Genomic DNA, 19,466 nt, shown 5'->3' with positions numbered 1-19,466 from the left:
TGGAGGGCTCTTAATAGTGGTCGGTCAGGGAACGCCCTTACGCAGCGGTTATTTCCAGCTCTCGGGATCGGGAACACAGCGGCTGAAGCCATACACCGCGGTCCGCAGATCACCGGTAGACACTGCGATGGTTAAGCCGTCGGGTCCATGGGCGGTGGTCATGATGAGTTTGTTATCGGCAGTAGATTGGTCGAACACCTGAACGATGTAACCCCGGGACTCATAGAACGCCCGGACTTTCTGCCGCAGCACTTCCCTGTCGGCCAGACTGAGAGGGGCCATGGCCCGGGTACCGGCAAATTTTTTGCCGTTTCCGGTTCCCTGGAAATTGCAGTACCCACCAGCCGGGACATCCTTATTGACCCAGGCACCGGGTGCCATGGCCTGGATCTCATCAAGCAGACCGAAGAACTCCTCACGGGCCTCATCCGGGGTCATGGTTGCTCCCTTTCCATCATTGGGCAGCCGCCCGGGTTGGGTGGCATGCAGGGTTGAAGCCCCCGACAACCCCTCGCCAGGAGGCGCCGAAGCGCAGCTGGACAGCACCAGCAGACAAGCGGCCGCCAAGGCAGGAGGGAGCATCAGTTTCAACAAGGGGTTTTCGTCATTCGTGATGCACCACGGGCTTTCCGGAATTCGTCAGCTTGGCTGTAAGCCCAAGGGAGGCATAGGCCTGATTCACACTGGATTCGGTATTGAGCGAGGCGTAACCACGCTTCCCATCCGACTCAAGCCAACCGTGGTTCTCGGTCGGTAATCTTGCCATCTCGGTTTCCGTTGCTGCGGTCCCATCGGCGCCGAGCTGTGTCGCTCCAAAGCCTGGGACGGGGACCGTAAACGACGGACCTCCCAACGGGCTCTGGTCCGTCTGGACATGGGCATCCTGGATGTGGTGCCTGCCCAAGTTCCCAAGTTCGGAAACCTGGTCAACTGTGAACTTGGTCTGATACACCTCGGCACCCGGATTCAAGTGGAAGTCCTGCACGCCGCAGACACCGGGGAGGACGCCGATGTCGGCATTGAGGTTGATACTGTCCACCGCCAAACCTTCCATGGCCGCTGCCTGGGCCGTCAAAGTACCGTAGGAAAGGGCTGAAACGTTGTTGCTCGCGGTGTTCCCGAGGCTGTCCTGCACGGCGGCGAGCACCTTGATGTCCTTGCTCAGGAAGTCCCCGCCTGTCCAGGCGTTGCCGTCGTCGTAGACTCCGGCGGCCGGGGCCGGTTCAAAAGCCACCCATCCCACCACAGCCAACCGCGGCGGCGTGCCAGCCCGGGAGACGCTGTCACCCGCGGCCTGATATTGCTGGGAGTATTGAACATCAGCGGCGATCGTAAGATCGAACATGCTTTTCGAAACCGTGGTATCGACCCCAGGGACCTGGTAGGTGGTGACCTTGGCGGCGTCCAGGTCGCCCACGCTGATCGCGGCACCTGGCTGGTCGAGGTTCAGGCTAATCAGCTGTTTCACCGCCCCGCTGCGGCCCGAAGTTAGTGCATTCCGGATGCTCTTGAGCCGCTCAAGGTGCCCCGGGCTCTTCAACCATGCCGCTGGAGCAGGCTGAGCTCCCATCGCTGACTGACGTACAAAAACATCAAACTCCTCCAGTTGCCGCGTCAACACCAGCCGGTTGGCCAAGTCACGTGCTGTGTAAGCAACACCCTGCAAATTCCCGATGATCCCCGGGAAGGCTTCGATAAGGAGCCGCTGGGTCTCACCCACGGTGACTTTCCCGGTGCCGGGATCTACCGTTTGCCCCAGCCCCGACCACCACGCAGCAGTCAACGCAGGATCGTATCCTTGCGCACGGAGGAGTCCGCCCAGTCTGTCTCTTTTGGCAGGAACTGCGAGCCAGGCCCTCAACTCTGCCGAGCTCAGGGTGGCGATATCACGCAAACTGATCTGGCCAGGCTCCGCGTAGTGCAGAAACAGCCCGTTAAGTGCTGTGTCGGCCAAGTAACCGCTCCCGGCTGCTTCGAAAGCGGCGGCTATCTTCTCCACCCAATCCGCATCACTGGCGTTTTCTGCTATCAGTCTCTCGAAACCGAACACCACTGTGGCCTGGTCTATCGGCGCCCAGGAACACAAATCGACGAAGGCACTCCACGCAGCACGTACCCTGCCAAACTCTGCGCTAAGGATGTTGTTGGCGGCACGGGACTGGCCCGCAAAAGCACGCAGCCTTCCTGGCTCAGCAGAGGTAGTCCCGTCGCTTGAGTTTCCGGCAAACCGAGGCCGACCCCGAACAGAAAACGGGGCGGAAATCGTTGGCGCCGCGATGGCTATGTCCGAGGGCTTTACGTCAAACAGCAAGCCGTCGAACTCCAACAGGACACCGAAAGGGGCAGCGCGTCGCTGCTGTTCCCTGACCTCCTCACGGCGCTGCCACGCCGCGAGTTCTTCCTGCCGGTCCTTCTCTTCCCGGGCCTTCAGCTTGGCACTCCGGACATCATCGGCAAGGGCCGCGAGGATGCCGCCCAACCGGCCGCGGTCCTCCGACCTTGCCACGCACGCGGCAGCGAACAAGCGCGCGTAACCGCCCGAAAAGTGTTCCATCGCCTGATCCAGGGCGCTGTCCAAAAACCCACCCTCTAAACGCAGAGCCCGGTCCGCCGATTCGGCAGCACCGATCAATGCGTCAGCAACGCCATCATCAAAAGCAATCCCCACGCCGTCCACTTCCGCCCAAAACCCTGACGCTTGGGAGTGGTCCCGGCCGTGGATTCATGACGGAACTGCAGCCGCGCAGCCCAGGGCCGGCCGTTACTACGGGGTGTGACCGGGCTTATGGCGGGGTCGCCAACGGCCCTGATAATTTCGACAGCAAACCCTTAGCGATTGGTGGTGTTCCCGTGCCCGCTTTCATGACGCTCGCCCGCGAACTCCACAGGATCGGACCGGCGGACAACGACCGCCTGTCTGCCGTCCGTGTCGCGCTCAGCGTCGCTGTCCCGGCTGTGGTCCTCATCCTCATCGGCCGCCCCGACCTCATGATGTACGCGGTATTCGGGGCGTTGACCGGGATGTACGGGCGCAACGAAACCCACCAGCTCATGCTCAAGCACCAGGCGCAGGCAGCACTCGTCCTGGTGGGCGGCCTTGCGGTCGGCACGTTCCTCTCCGTCAACCACATCCATTCCTGGGGGCTAATCCTGGCGGCTACCCTTTTCGCCGGGGCAGGCTCGTTGTACGCCGATGCCGTGCGCCTCAAGCCCATCGGACCGTTCTTCGGGATTCTGGCACTGGGAGCCTGCGCGTCGGTCCCCACCAGTGTTCCGTTCACGACGGCGGTACTCATCGGTGCAGCGTCGGCCGCCTTCTCGATCCTGGTCGGTTTTGCCGGTTGGGTCCGGCACAGGACGTGGGCTGCCCGTGCCGCCCGCGACGTGCCGGTATTCCGCGGCCAATTGCGCCAGTCTGCCATGGTCCACGCAACCCGCTACGTGCTTGCCGTCAGCGCCGCCGGCACCGCAGGGGTTTTGAGCGGCAGCGGGCACCCGCATTGGGCCATGGCCGCAGCGGCCGTGCCCTTGGCAGGAGCGGACCTCCCAAGCCGCGTCAACCGGGGCATCCACAGGATCGTGGGGACGTTCCTCGGCCTGGTGGTGGTCGCCGTCGTCCTTTTCCCTGGACCGATGTCACCGCTGCAGTACTTTCCGGACCACCAGGCAGTGGTACTGGCCGTGGTGGTGGTTCTGTGCCAGTTCCCCACCGAACTGTTCATGGCCCGGCACTACGGCTGGGCCATGGTGTTCTTCACTCCGGTGGTGCTTCTGATCGCCCAACTGGCGGCCCCAATGGACCCGGGGGTGCTGGTGTTGGAGCGTGCCGTTGAGACGTTCGTGGGGGCCGTGATCGGTATCGCCGTGGCGGTGGTGGTCCGGGCTCCCGGCAGACTGCCGGTGGCCTGAGCTTACTGCGAGCGGGTGTCGAACCCTGCTGCCGACTCACGCAGCAGCCGCGCCACGGTGTCCACGGGAGTACTGGTTGGCCTCCGCCGGTCGAAGCGCCGCAGCACGATCCGACGGGTGCCCAATCCAGGCACGTCCAGGACGTCCACTCCATCCTGCACAACACCGGTCAGGGCCAACGTTGGGATAATCGCGGCTCCCTCGCCGGCTGCCACCAATGCCAGGGCCGTCAACGTGTCCTGGTACTGGTGGACGATCTCTATTGGAGCGCCGGTCGAGTGGTGGAGCCTGCCAAGCACCGAGGCATTGGCCGCCGAGGGCTGCACGCCCAGCCACGGAAGCTGGAGCCGGCTGAGGTCGATATTCTCCGTGGACAGCACGGCGCCGGAGGGGACCACCAGCTTCCAAGGTTCATCCAGGAGCGGTTCCTCGATCATTCCGGCGCCGCGGGGCTGTTGCTCCACTGTGGTGGAGTCCAGTTCCACGACCACCGCATCCAGTTGCCGCTGGCGCAGCAGGCGCATGAGGGCCGGGAAGTCTTCCTCCACAATCCTGACCTGCAACTGGGGGTAATGGCTGCGCCATTCGGGCAGGCGCGGAATCACCACGGTGCGCATGAAACTCGTGAAGCCACCTACCCGCACAACGCCTGCAACCTTGGCGCCGCCCTCCATCCGGGAGCGTGCCATGTTGAGCGCCCGCTCGATCTCCTCCCCCGCTTCAGCCATCGCAAGGCCGGCAGGTGTGAGCACCGAGCCCTTGGGGGTCCTGAGAACAAGGTCATGGCCGGTCTCGTTCTCAAGTTTGCTGAGCTGCTGCGACACTGCGGAGGGCGTGATTCCCAGCTCATCAGCCGCCGCCAGGATGCCGCCTGTGCGGGCCACGGCAAGGAGAACTAGCAACCGCCGGGGGTCCATTTCCATGTTAAGCAACACTAAATGGCACCTTCAGGCGAATGCAATTGATCTAAAGCGAAAACGGCTCAATAATTTACTGAAAGCTCCGTTCTGGAGCCGGACAAAACCACACTTGCGCCTTACCCCTGCCTTGCCATGGGGAGCGCCGGACTTGTGAAAGGACACCCTGTGGAACTGCTGTGGGAAATCACCGGCTGGGCCGGCGCCGCTGCGATGCTTAGCGCCTACATGGCTGTGTCCATGGGGTGGTTGAAAGCCGGCAAGACCTTCCAGACGGTCAACCTTTTTGGCTCCTGCGCCTTCATCATCAACGGCACGCTGCATGGGGCCTGGCCTTCCGTGGCTACCAACGTGGCCTGGTTCGCCATCTCGGCCATTGCGCTCCTTAGGATGCGCGCTGGCCAGCAACCACCGGTAGTCACGGCTGAAACCGGTCCCATTCCCATCCTGACGGTCCCGGATGCAGGCGAGCCATCACTGGCATTGGACCACCGCGGGCATATCGCAGCCCACGATCAGCTGGCATCCCCCAGGGGCCGCCGGGGCGGCCCGGCGCTGAGCTTTGCCGGCAGGATGCGCGCAAAGAAGCTGACCACCTTGTAGCGCCGGGTCGGGATGGACACTGCCTTGCCCTTGGCATTGTCTTCCAGTCCTTCCCGCACCACCCGCTCAGCGGTCAGCCACAGGAAGCGCGGCGCCACGGACTTGTCCATGCCCATGCGGTCGTGGAACTCAGTGTGCGTGAAGCCGGGGCACACGGCGGTGACCTGGACGCCGGACTTCCCGTAGACAGTGTTGGCCCACCTGCTGAACGTCACCTGCCAGGCTTTGGCCGCCGAGTACGTTCCGCGGTTGGCGAAGGCCGCAACGCTGGCGACGTTAATGATCCTTCCCTTGCCGCGGGCGAGCATGACCTCCAGCGCGGCATGACACAGTTCCATGGGGGTCTGGACGTGGAGCCTCAAGTGGCGGCGTTCCTCCTCCAGCTCGTTGTCCTCGAAGGATTTCAGGAGCCCGATTCCGGCATTGTTGACCAGCACGTCAACGGGACTCCCCGGGTCGCGGAGCCGGTCGGCCACTGCTGAAACCCCGACGTCGGTGGTCAGGTCCGCGGGCAGGACCTCCGCCGAGATACTGAAGTCGCGTTCTAATTCCCCGGCTTTGGCCTTGAGCCGCTCCTCATCGCGGGCCACCAGGACAAGGTGGTGTCCTGCTTCAGCGAGCTGGCGCGCGAATTCCGCACCGAGCCCGGCCGTGGCTCCTGTGACCAAGGCAGTCAGTTCGTTGGCTCGAGTGATCATGGGCCCAGACTAGCCCCCACGGCCGGCCCGCACCCCATCTCCCCTCCCTTCCCGGCCGAGATGGCATTTGATGACAATGTCTGCGACCACGATTGTCATCAAATGCCATCTCGGCGGGGTCCTAGGCGAACTTCGCCAGGGGGTTGGCCAAGCGGCCAGCCATTTGGAGACCGCCGGAGGGGTCCGAGATGTCCAGCATCTGCTGGTTGTTGCGCAACTGCAGCCTGTTGAGGCACGACAACTCGAAGTCCGGCGCGAAGAGGTCGTGCATGGCGAACTGATCGGCAAGCTCCGGGTGGCGTTGCTGGTACTCCCGAAGCACGGCCGCCGCAGTCCCCCAGAACTCGTCCTCGCGGAGCGTTCCGTCCTCTGCCAGGATGGCCGCCAGGAAGCGGAAAATGCAGTCGAAGACATCCGTGAAGATGGCCAGGACCATCTCCTCCGCGGGAATTTCCGCCTTGATGCGGGAAACCTCCTCCGGAAGCTCCAGCCGGTCCCCCATCACGACGATTTCCTCGGCAAGGTCCTTCATGATGGCCTGGACCGGCACGCCGTCCTCCAGGATCAGGATGACGTTTTCACCGTGGGGCATGAACGCGAGCTCGTACTCGTACAGGCAGTGGACCAGCGGCACCAAATAGGCCTCGAAGTAACGTCGCAGCCACTCGGTGGGCGCCAGGCCGGAACGCTTGATGAGCGCGGAAACCACGGATTTACCGGACTGGTCGATATGCAGCAGGGACGCCATGGTTGCCAATTGCTGGCCATCCCCGAGCAGGGGCAGCGGACTTTCCCTCCACAGGGCAGACAGCATTTTCCGGTAGGGGGAACCCTTGGCGGAAGCGGCCTCGTAGTAGTGGTTGTGGTAGCCGATCGCGGCGCTTTCCTTGATCATGGCCAGGCCCCGGTCCTGGAGCTCCTGGTCATTGTCGATCAGCTCCTGCAGCCAGTCGTTGATGGCCGGCGTAGCCTTCATGTATTGCGGCGAAAGCCCACGCATGAAGCCCATGTTGACCACCGACATCGCCGTCTTGACGTACGCCTTCTCCGGTGAGGTGGTGTTGAAGAACGTACGGATAGACTGCTGTGCCTGGTAGTCGTCCCCGCCCGTACCAAGGTGCACAATGTGCCGCTGGGCAATCTCCGCAGCGAAAGTCACGGTCAGCTTGTTGTCCCACTGCCACGGGTGGACCGGCATGAGGAGGTAGTCCTCGGGATCCAGCCCGGAAGCGGACAACTCCGCGTTGAACCACGCAAGAGTTGCCGGACCAAGTTCAGCTTCGAAGTGCGTCCGGTAGTCCAGGCCGGCACTGGATGTGAACACGGCCTTCGAGCGGTGCACCGCGATCCACTGAAGCTTCACCGTTGCTCCGGTCTCCGGAGCAAACGCGTGATAGTCGGCAATCCCGAAGCCCAGGCGCCCGTTATTGGCCACGAAGCAGGGGTGGCCCTCCGTCATGCTGTGCTCGATCGCCTGGAAGTCCGCAGCCCGGTCAGCTCCGCCGGTGACCCCGGCGGCCAGTTCGGTCGAACTGAAAGGCTTGCCCTGCTTGTAGGCGTGGCCCGCCAACGTGCTGCTGATTTCTTCCAGGTACACGGGAAGCATATCCATCCTGATACCCAGGGCCTCGTGGAATTCGGCGATGAACTCCAGTGCATCCAGCGGCAGCTCTCTACCGTCGCGGAACCGGGCAATGGACTCCGGAAGCACGGACCAGTGCTCAAGTTCCAGGACCTTGGCCCGGAAGCGGTACTCAACGGCGTCGTCGTCGCTCACCACCTTGTAGAGGCCGACGCCCTCGCCCTCGTCGCGGATCAGGTCGGGAACCAGGATCCGCTCGTGCGAAAACTCTGCAATCGCCTTGCGGACCAGATGCCGGTTGGCTACGGCCCAGCGTTCCGGAGTCAGGTGGGAAACCGGGTCTGCTGCCTGCGGGGCAATGGCTTCAACAGTGCTGGTCATTGGTCTACTCCTCCGGTCGCCCCGGCAGGCGCGGCCAGGATAGGGGTCAGGGTCGCAAGGAAGTCCTCGCGGCTGCAGAAGCTCAGGAGGCCCTGCTTGTGGTCTTCGGAAGGGTCGACGGCGGGAAGGGTCACCACGCCGTGCGGGCGGAAGCCCACCTTTTCATTGAGTGCGTGGATCTTGTGGTTGCGGGCGTCAGGCTCGACGACGACCCGGCGGGTTGCGGGGTCAGCGAACAGTTCCGCCATCACGGCCCGCATCACGGCAGTGGTGTACCCGGGCTGCGGGTCACCGTCCGGCGGGGACACAAGCAGGTGCATGCCGATATCCCCCGGCTGGACCTCGTAGACGTCCGCAAGGGGCGACGCTTCGGGAAGGTACCGCTCCATCAGAAAGGAGGGAACGCCGTCGTCGAGTCCCAGGAACGCCTGGTGGTGACCGGCGGCGGCAATCTTCGTGTACTCCTCCACAACATCCTGCTCGACACAGCCCACCATGCCCCAAAAACGTGCATACTCTTGGCTGACCCAGCTGTGGAGGACGGGTGCATCTTTCACAGGATCAACCGCGCGGAACGTGAAACTCATACTGCTGCCACCGCTTCTTCCGGGGCCTCCACAGCAACCGGCGCGGGGGCACCAAACTGCTGGAAGGCGATGCTGCGTTCCACCGGGTAGACCTCGCGCCCCGTGATTTCACGCAGGATGACGGAGTTCCGGTAGGCAGCCATGCCCAGGTCCGGCGTGACGAATCCATGGGTGTGCAGCTCCGCGTTCTGTACGAAGATCTCCCCGGGTTCGACGCCGGTCCCATAGTTGCGCTCCACATCGAAGCGGCCCTTGTGGTCACGGCGGATGCGGTCCTTGATACCGGACAGGAAGGCCGGTTCCTTGTAGGAGTACCCGGTAGCCAGCACCACCGCTTCGGACTCCAGCGTGTAGTCGCGGCCGTGCTCCTCGTGCCGCAACTGCAAGGTATGCGTCCCGGTCGCAGGATTCCACACAGCGGCGGTCAGGGACGAGTGCGTGTGCAGCTGGGTATCCACCATGCCGGAGAGGCTCTTGGTGTAGAGGAGGTCGTAGATGTCGTCGATCAGGTCCGAATTGATGCCCTTGTACAGGTTCTTCTGGTTCTTGATCAGGGAGTCGCGCTGATCGCCCGGAAGCGAGTGGAAGTAATCCACGTACTCCGGCGACGTCATTTCGAGCGTGAGCTTGGTGTACTCCAGCGGGAAGAAGCGCCCAGAGCGTGTCACCCAGTTCAGCTGGTAGCCGTAGACGTCGATGTCCGAAAGGAGTTCGTAGTACAGCTCGGCCGCGCTCTGTCCGCTGCCCACGATGGTGATGCTGCGCTTGGACTGGAGCTCACTCTTCCTCGACAGGTACTCGGCATTGTGGAGGACAAGTCCCCCGCCGTCCACTATCCCTGCACAGGAAACGGGGATGTACGGCGAGGTGCCCGTCCCCAGAACCAGCCGGCGGGCGCGAAGCACCTCAGCGCCTTCAGGGCCCTGCACCGCAAGCCGGTACACGCCGCCGTCGTAGCTCACATCCAGCACATCCGTGCTAAAACGGACCGATTCCAGCTGCCCGGCAACCCACTGGCAGTACTGGTTGTACTCGGCACGCAGCGGATAGAAGTTCTCGCGGATATAGAAGCGGTACAGCCGTCCTGTCTGCTTCAGGAAGTTCAGGAACGAGTACGGCGACGTCGGATCGGCCAGGGTCACCAGGTCCGCCATGAACGGCACCTGCAGGTGGGCCGGTTCAAGCATCATGCCCGGGTGCCAGTCAAAGGACTCACGGCGTTCCAGGAACACGCAGTCCAGGTTCTCCACCGGCTCGCTCAGCGCGGCCAGGCCCAGATTGAAAGGTCCGACGCCGATACCGGCGACGTCGTAGATCCTGCTGTTGTCCGGGGTGCTCACGCGGCGGCCTCCGTGGTGTTTGCGAGCAGGCTGGCGCCCGTGCGGCGGATGAGTTCGATGATTTCCTGAATGTCCCTCAGGGAGGCCTCGGCGTTGAGGAGGGTGAATTTGAGGTAATGGCGACCAGCCACCTTGGTACCGGCCACAACTGCTTCGCCGGAGGCAAAGACAGCCGCCCGGATGGCAGGGTTGAGGGAATCGGCGGCGTCCTCGTCAATGCGGACTCCGTTGATTTCCGGTCGATAGCGGAAGACGAGGGTGCTCAGTTGGGGAGCGGCAGCGAGTTCGAATTCGGCGTCGTCCGCCAACAGGGTCCCAACGCGGCCGGCAAGGTCGATCGCCTCGTCGAACAGCGCACCAATGGCGTCGGCGCCCATGATGCGCAGGGTGAGCCACAGCTTCAAGGCGTCAAAGCGGCGCGTGGTCTGGATGCTCTTGTCCACCTGATTGGGGATCTCGGCCTTGGCGGCGCTCTCCGGGTTGAGGTAATCGGCGTAGTAGGTGACGTGGCGCAGCATGGCACCGTTGCGGACCAGGACTGCACTGGAGCTGACGGGCTGGAAGAACGTCTTGTGGAAGTCGACCGTGACCGAGTCCGCCAGGTGAATACCGTCCAGGAGGTGGCGGTAGCGGCCGGAGACCAGCAGCCCTCCTCCATACGCCGCATCCACGTGCAGCCAGGAATCGTAGGCACGCACCAGGGCCGAGAGCTCGGCGAGCGGGTCCACCGACCCAAAGTCGGTGGTCCCGGCGGTGGCCACGACCGCCATAGGCACCAGCCCGGCGTCGTGCGCTTCCGCCAAAGCAGCCGCAAGGGCGGCGGGGTCCATGCGGTGGTCGTCAGCGGTGGGGACTGCGATCACAGCGTCGAAACCGAGACCCAGCATGGAGGCAGACTTCTGGATGCTGAAGTGGCTGTCCACTGAGGTGAAGATGCGGAGCCGATCCAGCAGGTGCGGGAGGCGGGCTTCGGGCTGGTCGGCGCGGAGCTTGGCAACGGCGTGGTTCCGGGCAATCAGCAGCGCCTGGAAGTTCGACTGGCTGCCGCCGGACGTGAAGACGCCGTCAGCCTCGGCGGAGAAGCCAATGCGTTCCGCGGTCCAATCGATAAGGCGGCGTTCGATCATGGTGGCACCTGCACTCTGGTCCCAGGTATCCATGGACGAGTTCACCGCTGACAGCACGGCCTCACCCACCAGGGCGGGGATGACCACGGGGCAGTTCAGGTGGGCGGCGTAGCGGGAGTCGTGGAAGTAGATGGCGTCCTTGAGGTACAGCTCATCCAGTTCCTCCAGGGCAGCAGCCGTGTCCGGCAGCGGCCGGCCCAGGTCCACGGCACCCACTTTCGCCTTAAGTTCGGAATGCGCGACGCCGGTAAATGGCTGGGTGGTCCGCTGGACTTTGGTGGAGACGGCGTTGACTCCCTGAAGGACCTGCGCCACGTAGCTGGGCGAATTTCGCGCGTTGAAGAGCTGGTTGGTGGCAGCAAGTGCCAACTCCACTTTGGAGCCGAAGTCCTGCTCCTGGGCTATCTGCTCTTCGACACTGGGTGACGTCACGACAGCTTCCTTCCGTTGCGTTGGGGTCGCTAGTTAGCAAAGGCAAGCCTTACTTAGGTTTGCCTTTCCGTCAAACTTTCGTGACCTAATTCGCTCAGAAGGCGGTTTCTCGCTGTTCTACTTGCCGGTAGCGCGTCATTGACTTTCCAGGATCCGGTTTTGGGTGCAAAATACCCGCTCCCTTCGCAAGCACGAACGCCGCCGTCGCTGCTGTTCCCACGGCAGGCATGTGGGTTCCCGGAGGACCACTATCGGGGTAGGGTCAGTGCCACAGGCCATAACGGTGGGGGAAATCCATGACTGACCATACGCACGAGCGGCTCGGTTTCCGCGAAATCGATGACCAGGGCAAGGCGGTGCGTGCAGTGAGCCCCCATGCACCGGATCCTCTCGATGCTCCGAAGAAGCGCTTGTCCGTGAACCCGTTCATCGTGGCGCTGTGGGCGCTCGATGGCGCGATGCTTTACTTCAGCGTCTGGGCCTTCACCGAGACCTTGCGCCCCATGGTTTCCGCTCCCTCTTCGGACGGAATGCCCATGAACTTCGTGGTCCTCTCGATGCTCCCCTACCTCGTGCCGGCGTCTCTGCTGATCACCGGCGCGTTGCTGTTCTGGCACGCGTTTCAGTGGCAACGTCGGCACGGCCCACAGGGCCAGTCAGGGAGTTGATGAATGCAGCAAAGTGGCCGGCCAGGGATGCCCTGGCCGGCCACTTTTCTGTGTGCCGCTTGCGCCCTGCCGCCCGGACCCCGCTGCTGGAGTCCCGACTTTCCGGCCGCCTACTGGAGCACAGCCGCTCCCAGCACACACTTGGCCTCGGTCCCCTTTTGGGGGACTTCGGCGGTGATGGCCCATTCAAGGGCTTTTCCTGCCTGCGGGTCTTTGAAAGTCTGCTCGCCGCGGGCCAGCACCGATGACGATTGGGGATCAACCCAGCTCACCGAGATCTTCACGGTTCCCTTGGTACCCTCAGGCGGGGTGACGGTACCCTTGGCGGCAACCTTTCCCGCAGCGGTATCACACGAGGTCATCTTGGTGGCCTCGATGATGCCGGTTCCAGGGTTGGCCGCTTTCGCCTCGCCCGTCGTGGCGGCCTGGGTGGTGGTGGACGAGGGCGATGAGCCCGCCCCGTTCCCTGAACAGCCCGCGAGGGCTGCTGCGGCAACCAGCACGCCGGCAACGCACGTGACTGACTTCTTCATGGGTTTACTACCTGACTCTTGGGTAACTGGGATGTGGAACGTGCGCGGCAACCGGCTTGGGGTCCGATTGCCGCGCACTTTGGCCCTACGCTTCAGAACGCTTGCGGCGTCCCATGAGCAGCAGGAACAGGCCCGCACCAACCACCAGGAGGGCAATCGGCAGCACGGTGAGGACAACTCCCGTGTTTGCCAAGGAGCCGCCCGGCTGGCCCGGATCAACCGGCGGGAAGGTCACGACTGCGCTTGCAGGCGGCGTGGTGACCTGGGGTCCCGTCGGAGGTGTACCCGTCGCGGTCGCCTTGTTGGCGACCTTGCCGGCGTTGATGTCGGCCTGGGTGATGGCGTACGTTGCCGTGGCAGTCACCGACTGGCCCGGCAGCAACTCGCCGGGGGTACCCGGCCAGGTGTAATCCAGGGCAGACAGGCCGGGCATTTCATCCACGATGGCCACGTCAGTCAGCGTGACATTGCCCGTGTTCGTGGCCGTGAAGTTGTAGGTGACAATGTCGCCTACCTTCGCGGGATCACCAACGGCGGAGGCATCCGCAGTCTTGGAGAACTGCAGGGCTGCATCCGGCGACAGCGGGGTGTCCGTACCGGCAGGAGGCGGGGTGACCGCCGGGCCGCTGGGAGGAGTACCCGTAGTGGTCGCCAGGTTCTCCACGTGACCGGCGTCGAGGTCCGCCTGCGTGACGGCATAGTCCGCCGTCGCCATGACGGTCTGGCCCGGCAGCAACTCACCGGGGGTACCCGGCCAGGTGTAGACCAGGTCAGAGAGGCCAGCCATGGGGTCGTCGATGGACACCTTGGTCAGCTTCACGTTGCCGGTGTTTTTGGCCGTGAACTGGTACTCAATCTTGTCCCCCACCTTGGACGGTCCCGAGTTTGCCTGAACCACTGCCTGCTTGCTGAATTCCATCGCAGGAGTCGGGGTCAACGGGGTGTCCGTGGTGCCCGGAGGAGGCGTTACAGCAGGACCAGTGGGCGGATTGCCCGTTGCCGTAGCCGAGTTGACCACGTGCCCGGCGTCGATATCAGCCTGCGTTACCGCATACTTTGCCGTAGCAGTTACGGTCTCCCCCGGCTGCAACTCGCCGGGCGTACCGGGCCAGCTGTAGTTGAGGGCGGACAGGCCTGCCAGGGGGTCGTTGATCGACACGTTGGTCAGCTTCACGTTGCCGGTGTTCTTCGCCGTGAAGGTGTAGGTGATGACATCACCAACCTTCGTGGGGTCCTGAAGAGCACTCGAGTCGGCCGACTTGGTGAACTCCATCGCCGGTGCCGGGGTCAACGGTGTGTCCGTGGTTCCCGGAGGAGGCGTCACCGGAGTGCCGGTGGGAGGAGTACCGGTGGACGTCGCCACGTTGGTGACATGGCCGGCGTCGATATCAGCCTGGGTGATCGCGTACGTTGCCGTAGCCGTCACGGACTCGCCCGGCAACAACTCGCCAGGGGTTCCCGGCCAGGTGTACGCGAGCTCCGACAACCCCGCGAGCGGATCGTTGATGCTGACACCGGTCAACTTCACATTGCCCGTGTTCTTTGCCGTCATCGTGTACGTGATCACGTCCCCCGCCGTGGCCGGGTCCTGCACGGCCGAAGCGTCCGCGGACTTGGTGAACTCCATGGCCGGTGCCGGGGTCAACGGGGTATCCGTGGTTCCCGGAGGCGGCGTCACAGCCGGACCCGACGGCGGAGTGCCGGTGGTCGTCGCCGCGTTGGCGACATGGCCGGCGTCGATATCAGCCTGGGTGATCGCGTACGTTGCCGTAGCGGTCACTGTCTGACCCGGCAGCAGTTCACCGGGCGTGCCCGGCCACGTGTAGTCCAGGGCGGACAGGCCCGCCAGCGGGTCCGTGATGGATACGTTGGTCAACTTCACGTTGCCGGTGTTCCTGGCAGTGAAGGTGTAGGTGATGACATCATCCACTTGCGCAGGGCTCTGCAAAGCGGAGTCGTCTGCCGTCTTGGTGAACTGCATCGCCGGAGCCGGGGTCAGCGGGGTATCCGTGGTTCCCGGAGGCGGCGTCACAGCCGGACCCGACGGCGGAGTGCCCGTCGTCGTGGCGGTATTCACCACGTGACCTGCATCGATATCCGCTTGGGTGATCGCATACGTTGCCGTAGCGGTCACGGTCTCACCCGGGAGCAGCTCACCCGGCGCACCCGGCCACGTGTACGTGAGCGCGGACAGACCGGCCAGCGGGTCCGTGATGGACACGTTGGTCAACTTCACGTTGCCGGTGTTCTTGGCGGTGAAGGTGTAGGTCAGCAGGTCGCCTATTACAGCAGGATCCTGGATAGCAGAAGCGTCCGAAGACTTGCTGAACTCCATGGCCGGTGCCGGGGTCAACGGGGTATCCGTGGTTCCCGGAGGCGGCGTCACAGCCGGACCCGACGGCGGCGTACCAGTGGTGGTCGCCGTGTTGGCGACATGACCGGCGTCGATATCAGCCTGGGTGATCGCATACGTTGCCGAAGCGGTCACTGTCTGGCCCGGAAGGAGGATTCCTTCTACGCCGGGCCAGGAGTAGACCAGCGGCGACAGCCCCGCGAGCGGGTCATTGATGACCACATCCGTGAGCGTGACGTTGCCGGTGTTCTTGGCCGTGAAGGCGTAGTTGATGCGGTCGCCCACCACGCTCGGGTCCTGCACGCCGGAAGCGTCGGCCGACTTGGTGAACTCCATGGCCGGTGCCGGGGTCAACGGGGTATCCGTGGTTCCCGGAGGCGGCGTCACAGCCGGACCCGACGGCGGCGTACCAGTGGTGGTGGCCGTGTTGGCCACGTGACCGGCGTCGATATCGGCCTGGGTGATCGCATACGTTGCCGTAGCCGTCACCGACTGGCCAGGTTCCAGCTCGCCGGGAGCACCTGGCCAGGTGTACGTGAGCGCCGACAGGCCCGCCAGCGGATCGTTGATCACAACGCCCGTCAACTTCACGTTGCCGGTGTTCCTGGCCTCGAACGAGTAGGTGATGATGTCCCCCACCCGGGCGGGGTCCTGAACAGCCGACGCATCAGCGGACTTGGTGAACTCCAGCCCAGGGCCGGGAGTCAGCGGCGTATCCGTGCCGGCCGGAGGCGGCGTCACAGCAGGACCCGACGGCGGAGTGCCGGTCGTGGTTGCCGTGTTGACCACATGGCCTGCTTCGATATCCGCCTGGGTGATCGCATACGTTGCCGTAGCGGTCACCGTCTGGCCCGGCAGCAACTCGCCGGCAGTGCCCGGCCAGGCGTACGTGAGCGCAGACAGGCCCGCGAGCGGGTCATTGATGATCACACCGGTCAACTTCACGTTGCCCGTGTTCTTCGCGGTGAAGGTGTAAGTGATCTGGTCACCCACAACAGCAGGGTTCTGGATGGCGCTCTTGTCAGCTGACTTGCTGAACTCCATGGCCGGTGCCGGGGTCAACGGGGTATCCGTGGTTCCCGGAGGAGGCGTCACCGGAGTACCGGTGGGAGGAACACCCGTTGCGGTGGCGCTGTTGGCGACATGGCCGGCGTCGATATCCGCTTGGGTGACCGCGTACGTTGCCGTAGCGGTCACCGTCTGGCCCGGCAGCAACTCGCCGGCAGTGCCCGGCCAGCTGTACGTGAGCGCAGACAGGCCCGCGAGCGGATCGTTGATGCTCACACCGGTCAGCTTCACGTTGCCCGTGTTCTTCGCCGTGAAGGTGTAGATGATCTGGTCACCGACCTGCGACGGGTCCTGGACAGCTGACGCGTCAGCGGACTTGGTGAACTCCAGGGCAGGGCCGGGAGTCAGCGGCGTATCCGTGCCGGCCGGAGGCGGCGTCACAGCAGGACCCGACGGCGGAGTGCCCGTGGTGGTCGCCGTGTTGGCCACGTGACCGGCGTCGAGGTCAGCCTGCGTGAGCGCATACGTTGCCGTAGCCGTCACCGACTGGCCCGGCAGCAGTTCGCCGGCAGCGCCCGGCCAGGTGTACGCCAGTGCCGACAGGCCAGGCAGCGGATCGTTGATCACAACGCCCGTCAGCTTAACGTTGCCCGTGTTCTTCGCCTCGAACGAGTAGGTGATGACATCCCCCACCTGTGCCGGGCTCTGAACGGCCGACGCGTCCGCCGTTTTGGTCAGCGAGAGGTCGGCACCGGGTGTCAACGGTGTGTCCGTGCTGGCCGGCGGAGGCGTCACGGCAGGACCCGTGGGCGGCGTGCCCGTGGTGGTCGCCGTGTTGGCCACATGACCGGCGTCGATGTCAGCCTGCGTGAGCGCGTACGTTGCCGTAGCCGTCACCGACTGGCCCGGCAGCAGTTCGCCGGGGGCACCAGGCCACGTGTACGTCAGGGCGGAAAGTCCGGCCAGCGGATCATTGATCACAACGCCCGTCAGCTTAACGTTGCCCGTGTTCTTTGCCTCGAACGTGTAGGTGATGATGTCCCCCACCTGCGACGGGTTCTGGATTGCCGAAGCATCCGCCGCCTTGGTCAGGGTGAGGGCAGGACCAGGAACCAACGGAGTGTCAGTGGTTCCGGGAGGAGGGGTAACCGGTGGGCCGGTGGGAGGATTACCCGAGACCGTTGCCGAGTTGGCAACGTGTCCGGCATCGATGTCAGCCTGGGTGATGGCATAGGTGGCCATCGCCGTCACTGTTTCACCCGGAAGCAGGGTTCCGGGCGTGTCCGGCCACGTGTAGCTCAGAGCGGACAGGCCGGCCAGGGGATCGTTGATGACGACGCCAGTGAGGACCGTATTGCCGGTGTTCTTTGCAGTGAACGTGTAGGTGATCACGTCACCTGCCTGCGACGGTGACTGAAGGTCCGAGGTATCAGCTGACTTGGTGAACTCCAGGGCAGGTGCAGGAACGGCAGTGTTGGTCAGGACACAGTTGATATCCGCGCCGGCCACCGGCACCAGGGCCAGGGAGCCTTCGAATGCAGCGCCGGACGGCAGCCCCTGCTGGAGACCGTTGGCATCAGTGCAAGTGATGGCTTGATCGTACCCGGAAACGTTGGAGCCGGACTCAGTCAGGTAATAGGTGCTGCCGGCGTCCGCAACGTAGGTGCCAGTGACACCCGTTCCGGCGGTGACAGCTGAGCCGGTTCCCGAGGTGGTGGAGTTGGCCGTGCTGTTGACCACTGCACCGGTCGCGGAACCCGAACGGATTTCCATGGTGAACTGGTCGCCATCGGTCAGGCGGGGAGCATCCAGTGCCTTGGAGAGGGCCAGGCGGGGAGCCTTGACCACCAGGGTGGCGTCAGCAGGCGGGTTCAGGTTGGTCTCGATGTTCGCAGGACCGTTGACGTAGGAACCCTCGGTGTCCGAGGTGACATCGACGGTAATGGTGCAGGACTCTTCGCCCCTGGCCAAGTCGCCGCCAGTCACGGAGATGACGTTGCCGCCGGCCACCGCGGTGGTGGCCAATGGGGCACCGGCGGACTGAACGCACGTGCCACCGATATTCGGTGCTGCGGCAACCACCAGGCCGGCCGGAAGGGTGTCCGTGATGGACCAGTCGTTCTTGGCGTTGAGCTCGCTGGTGTTCGTGACGGTCAGCGTCAGCGTGGAAGCCTGGCCCGGACCGATCAACGTCGGAGAAAACGACTTGTCCAACTGCGGGGTGACGTCCACCAAACGCACATTGTCAAAGGCGCCGTCGTTGCCATTGGACCGGCCATTGTTGTTCCACATTTCAAGACCCAGCGATCCGCCCGCGGACTGGAAGGCTTCGTTGGTGAGCATCGAATTGATGTTCACGGTCTTGGTGATCGTGCCGAAGGACCCACCGACATCGCTCGTGACATTCTGCTGGTATGCCTGGACATTCGGATCGGACGACGCCTGGCAGCCGTTGAGCGGGTCACCTATGGGCGTGACCGTGCCGTCGGCGTCGATCCTGGCAAACTGGTAGGACGGATCAGACGTGCCGCCGAAGCAGTTCATGTACGCCGTGTCAACGCCGAAGGTGTAGTAGTGGCCGGCGGTGGTGGCCAACGGGTTGGCCGTCTTGAACATCACGCCGTCCGTAGGACCCGCAGGAAGAGTGGCGCAGAAGCCCCCGGCGGTGTTGGTGGACAAGCATTCGGTGAAGGAGCTCGTCACATGGTTGGTGCTGGGCGAACCGGGCGTGAACTGCTGGCCCATGGCCTGCGCGAGCATCCGCAGGTGCTGGTAGCTGCGGCGGGTATCGACGTCGGCGCAGCGGTTCTCCGTACCCGATCCGGCTGCGCCGGACAGTGCCCAGGGGGGTGTCTCGGAGTTGTCATAGCTGAGGATGACGCCGTTGCAGCGGATACCGTTGATCCAGTTGATCGAACCGGTGTAGGTCTGCCCGGTTGCACCCACGTAGGTGGTGGACCCGGGCGCGGAGTACGACTGCGCACCCAACGGGGTGTTGTCGGTACCGTTCTCGAAATCTTCGGTGAAGACAACGGTGCCGGGCTGGGTAACACCCGGCGTGCCCGGCACCGTGGCCAAGGCCGGCGGCGCCAAGGCGCCACCAGCCCCCAGGGACAGGATCGCTGCAGCGAGTACGCCCGCCAACAGCTTTCGTGGACGTGAATGTTTCATGGACTCTCTTGTTTTCGCTAGGTCACGCCGAAGCCAGGTCAGAGGTGACCGGCCCGGCTCGGCTACTCGCCACTGACCCAGTAGGCGCAGCGGGCGTTTCGTGTCGTCGAAGCCCGGACAGACTTCAGCGGGCGCACCGACATAGGGCGGCCCAAAG

Annotated in this window: 13 protein-coding genes; 3 read left to right on the top strand and 10 right to left on the bottom strand. The window is 63.9% G+C overall.

Translation table 11 applies throughout. The features are described 5' to 3' along the window. Positions 1-48 precede the first annotated feature (48 nt). A complete protein-coding gene (locus ACSVIE_RS16375) occupies positions 49-438 on the bottom strand; it encodes a hypothetical protein (protein ID WP_442424530.1) in 390 nt (129 codons plus the stop codon). A 166-nt stretch (positions 439-604) separates the two neighbouring features. Beyond that, a complete protein-coding gene (locus ACSVIE_RS16370; RefSeq protein ID WP_442424529.1) occupies positions 605-2,554 on the bottom strand; it encodes an alpha/beta hydrolase in 1,950 nt (649 codons plus the stop codon). A 308-nt stretch (positions 2,555-2,862) separates the two neighbouring features. Between ACSVIE_RS16370 and ACSVIE_RS16365 the strand changes: the two genes are divergently transcribed. Beyond that, the gene (locus tag ACSVIE_RS16365; RefSeq protein WP_442424573.1) at positions 2,863-3,909 is read left to right on the top strand and encodes an FUSC family protein; all 1,047 of its coding nucleotides are present in this window, start codon (positions 2,863-2,865) and stop codon (positions 3,907-3,909) included. 2 nt (positions 3,910-3,911) lie between these two features. On the opposite strand, the gene ACSVIE_RS16360 is transcribed toward ACSVIE_RS16365, so the two are convergent. Beyond that, the gene (locus ACSVIE_RS16360) at positions 3,912-4,832 is read right to left on the bottom strand and encodes a LysR family transcriptional regulator (protein ID WP_442424572.1); all 921 of its coding nucleotides are present in this window, start codon (positions 4,830-4,832) and stop codon (positions 3,912-3,914) included. Positions 4,833-4,994: 162 nt separating this feature from the next. Between ACSVIE_RS16360 and ACSVIE_RS16355 the strand changes: the two genes are divergently transcribed. Next, positions 4,995-5,429 carry a CBU_0592 family membrane protein gene (locus tag ACSVIE_RS16355; protein ID WP_442424571.1) on the top strand — a complete coding sequence of 145 codons (435 nt, stop codon included), beginning with the start codon at positions 4,995-4,997 and terminating at the stop codon, positions 5,427-5,429. Here ACSVIE_RS16355 and ACSVIE_RS16350 read toward each other — a convergent pair. The 5 genes from ACSVIE_RS16350 to ACSVIE_RS16330 all read right to left on the bottom strand — a co-directional run bounded on the left by ACSVIE_RS16350 (position 5,342) and on the right by ACSVIE_RS16330 (position 11,576). After that, complete coding sequence (locus tag ACSVIE_RS16350) at positions 5,342-6,127, bottom strand: SDR family NAD(P)-dependent oxidoreductase (RefSeq protein WP_442424528.1); 786 nt, start codon at positions 6,125-6,127, stop codon at positions 5,342-5,344. The two genes, ACSVIE_RS16355 and ACSVIE_RS16350, sit on opposite strands and share 88 nt — an antisense overlap. A gap of 121 nt (positions 6,128-6,248) precedes the next feature. Then, on the bottom strand, positions 6,249-8,090 hold the full coding sequence (locus ACSVIE_RS16345) for an IucA/IucC family protein (RefSeq protein WP_442424527.1): 1,842 nt from the start codon (positions 8,088-8,090) through the stop codon (positions 6,249-6,251). Next, on the bottom strand, positions 8,087-8,677 hold the full coding sequence (locus ACSVIE_RS16340) for a GNAT family N-acetyltransferase (RefSeq protein WP_442424526.1): 591 nt from the start codon (positions 8,675-8,677) through the stop codon (positions 8,087-8,089). The genes ACSVIE_RS16345 and ACSVIE_RS16340 overlap by 4 nt, the downstream gene beginning before the upstream one ends. Next, positions 8,674-10,017, bottom strand: coding sequence for a lysine N(6)-hydroxylase/L-ornithine N(5)-oxygenase family protein (locus ACSVIE_RS16335; protein ID WP_442424525.1), 1,344 nt, complete (start codon positions 10,015-10,017; stop codon positions 8,674-8,676). Before ACSVIE_RS16335 ends, ACSVIE_RS16340 begins: the two co-directional genes overlap by 4 nt. Next, positions 10,014-11,576, bottom strand: a complete 1,563-nt coding sequence (locus ACSVIE_RS16330) for a pyridoxal phosphate-dependent decarboxylase family protein (protein ID WP_426005425.1) — start codon at positions 11,574-11,576, stop codon at positions 10,014-10,016. Before ACSVIE_RS16330 ends, ACSVIE_RS16335 begins: the two co-directional genes overlap by 4 nt. A gap of 296 nt (positions 11,577-11,872) precedes the next feature. On the opposite strand from ACSVIE_RS16330, the gene ACSVIE_RS16325 reads away from it, so the two are divergent. Further along, positions 11,873-12,244, top strand: a complete 372-nt coding sequence (locus ACSVIE_RS16325) for a hypothetical protein (protein ID WP_442424524.1) — start codon at positions 11,873-11,875, stop codon at positions 12,242-12,244. 110 nt (positions 12,245-12,354) lie between these two features. On the opposite strand, the gene ACSVIE_RS16320 is transcribed toward ACSVIE_RS16325, so the two are convergent. Beyond that, complete coding sequence (locus ACSVIE_RS16320; RefSeq protein ID WP_442424523.1) at positions 12,355-12,777, bottom strand: hypothetical protein; 423 nt, start codon at positions 12,775-12,777, stop codon at positions 12,355-12,357. Positions 12,778-12,862: 85 nt separating this feature from the next. Continuing rightward, entirely contained in the window at positions 12,863-19,309 is a 6,447-nt protein-coding gene (locus ACSVIE_RS16315) for a DUF7507 domain-containing protein (protein ID WP_442424522.1), read from the bottom strand. Between the last annotated feature and the right edge of the window lie 157 nt (positions 19,310-19,466).

The organism is Paenarthrobacter sp. NCHU4564, from assembly GCF_052156435.1.
Lineage (GTDB): Bacteria > Actinomycetota > Actinomycetes > Actinomycetales > Micrococcaceae > Arthrobacter.
This window is presented reverse-complemented; position numbering and strand designations above follow the sequence as displayed.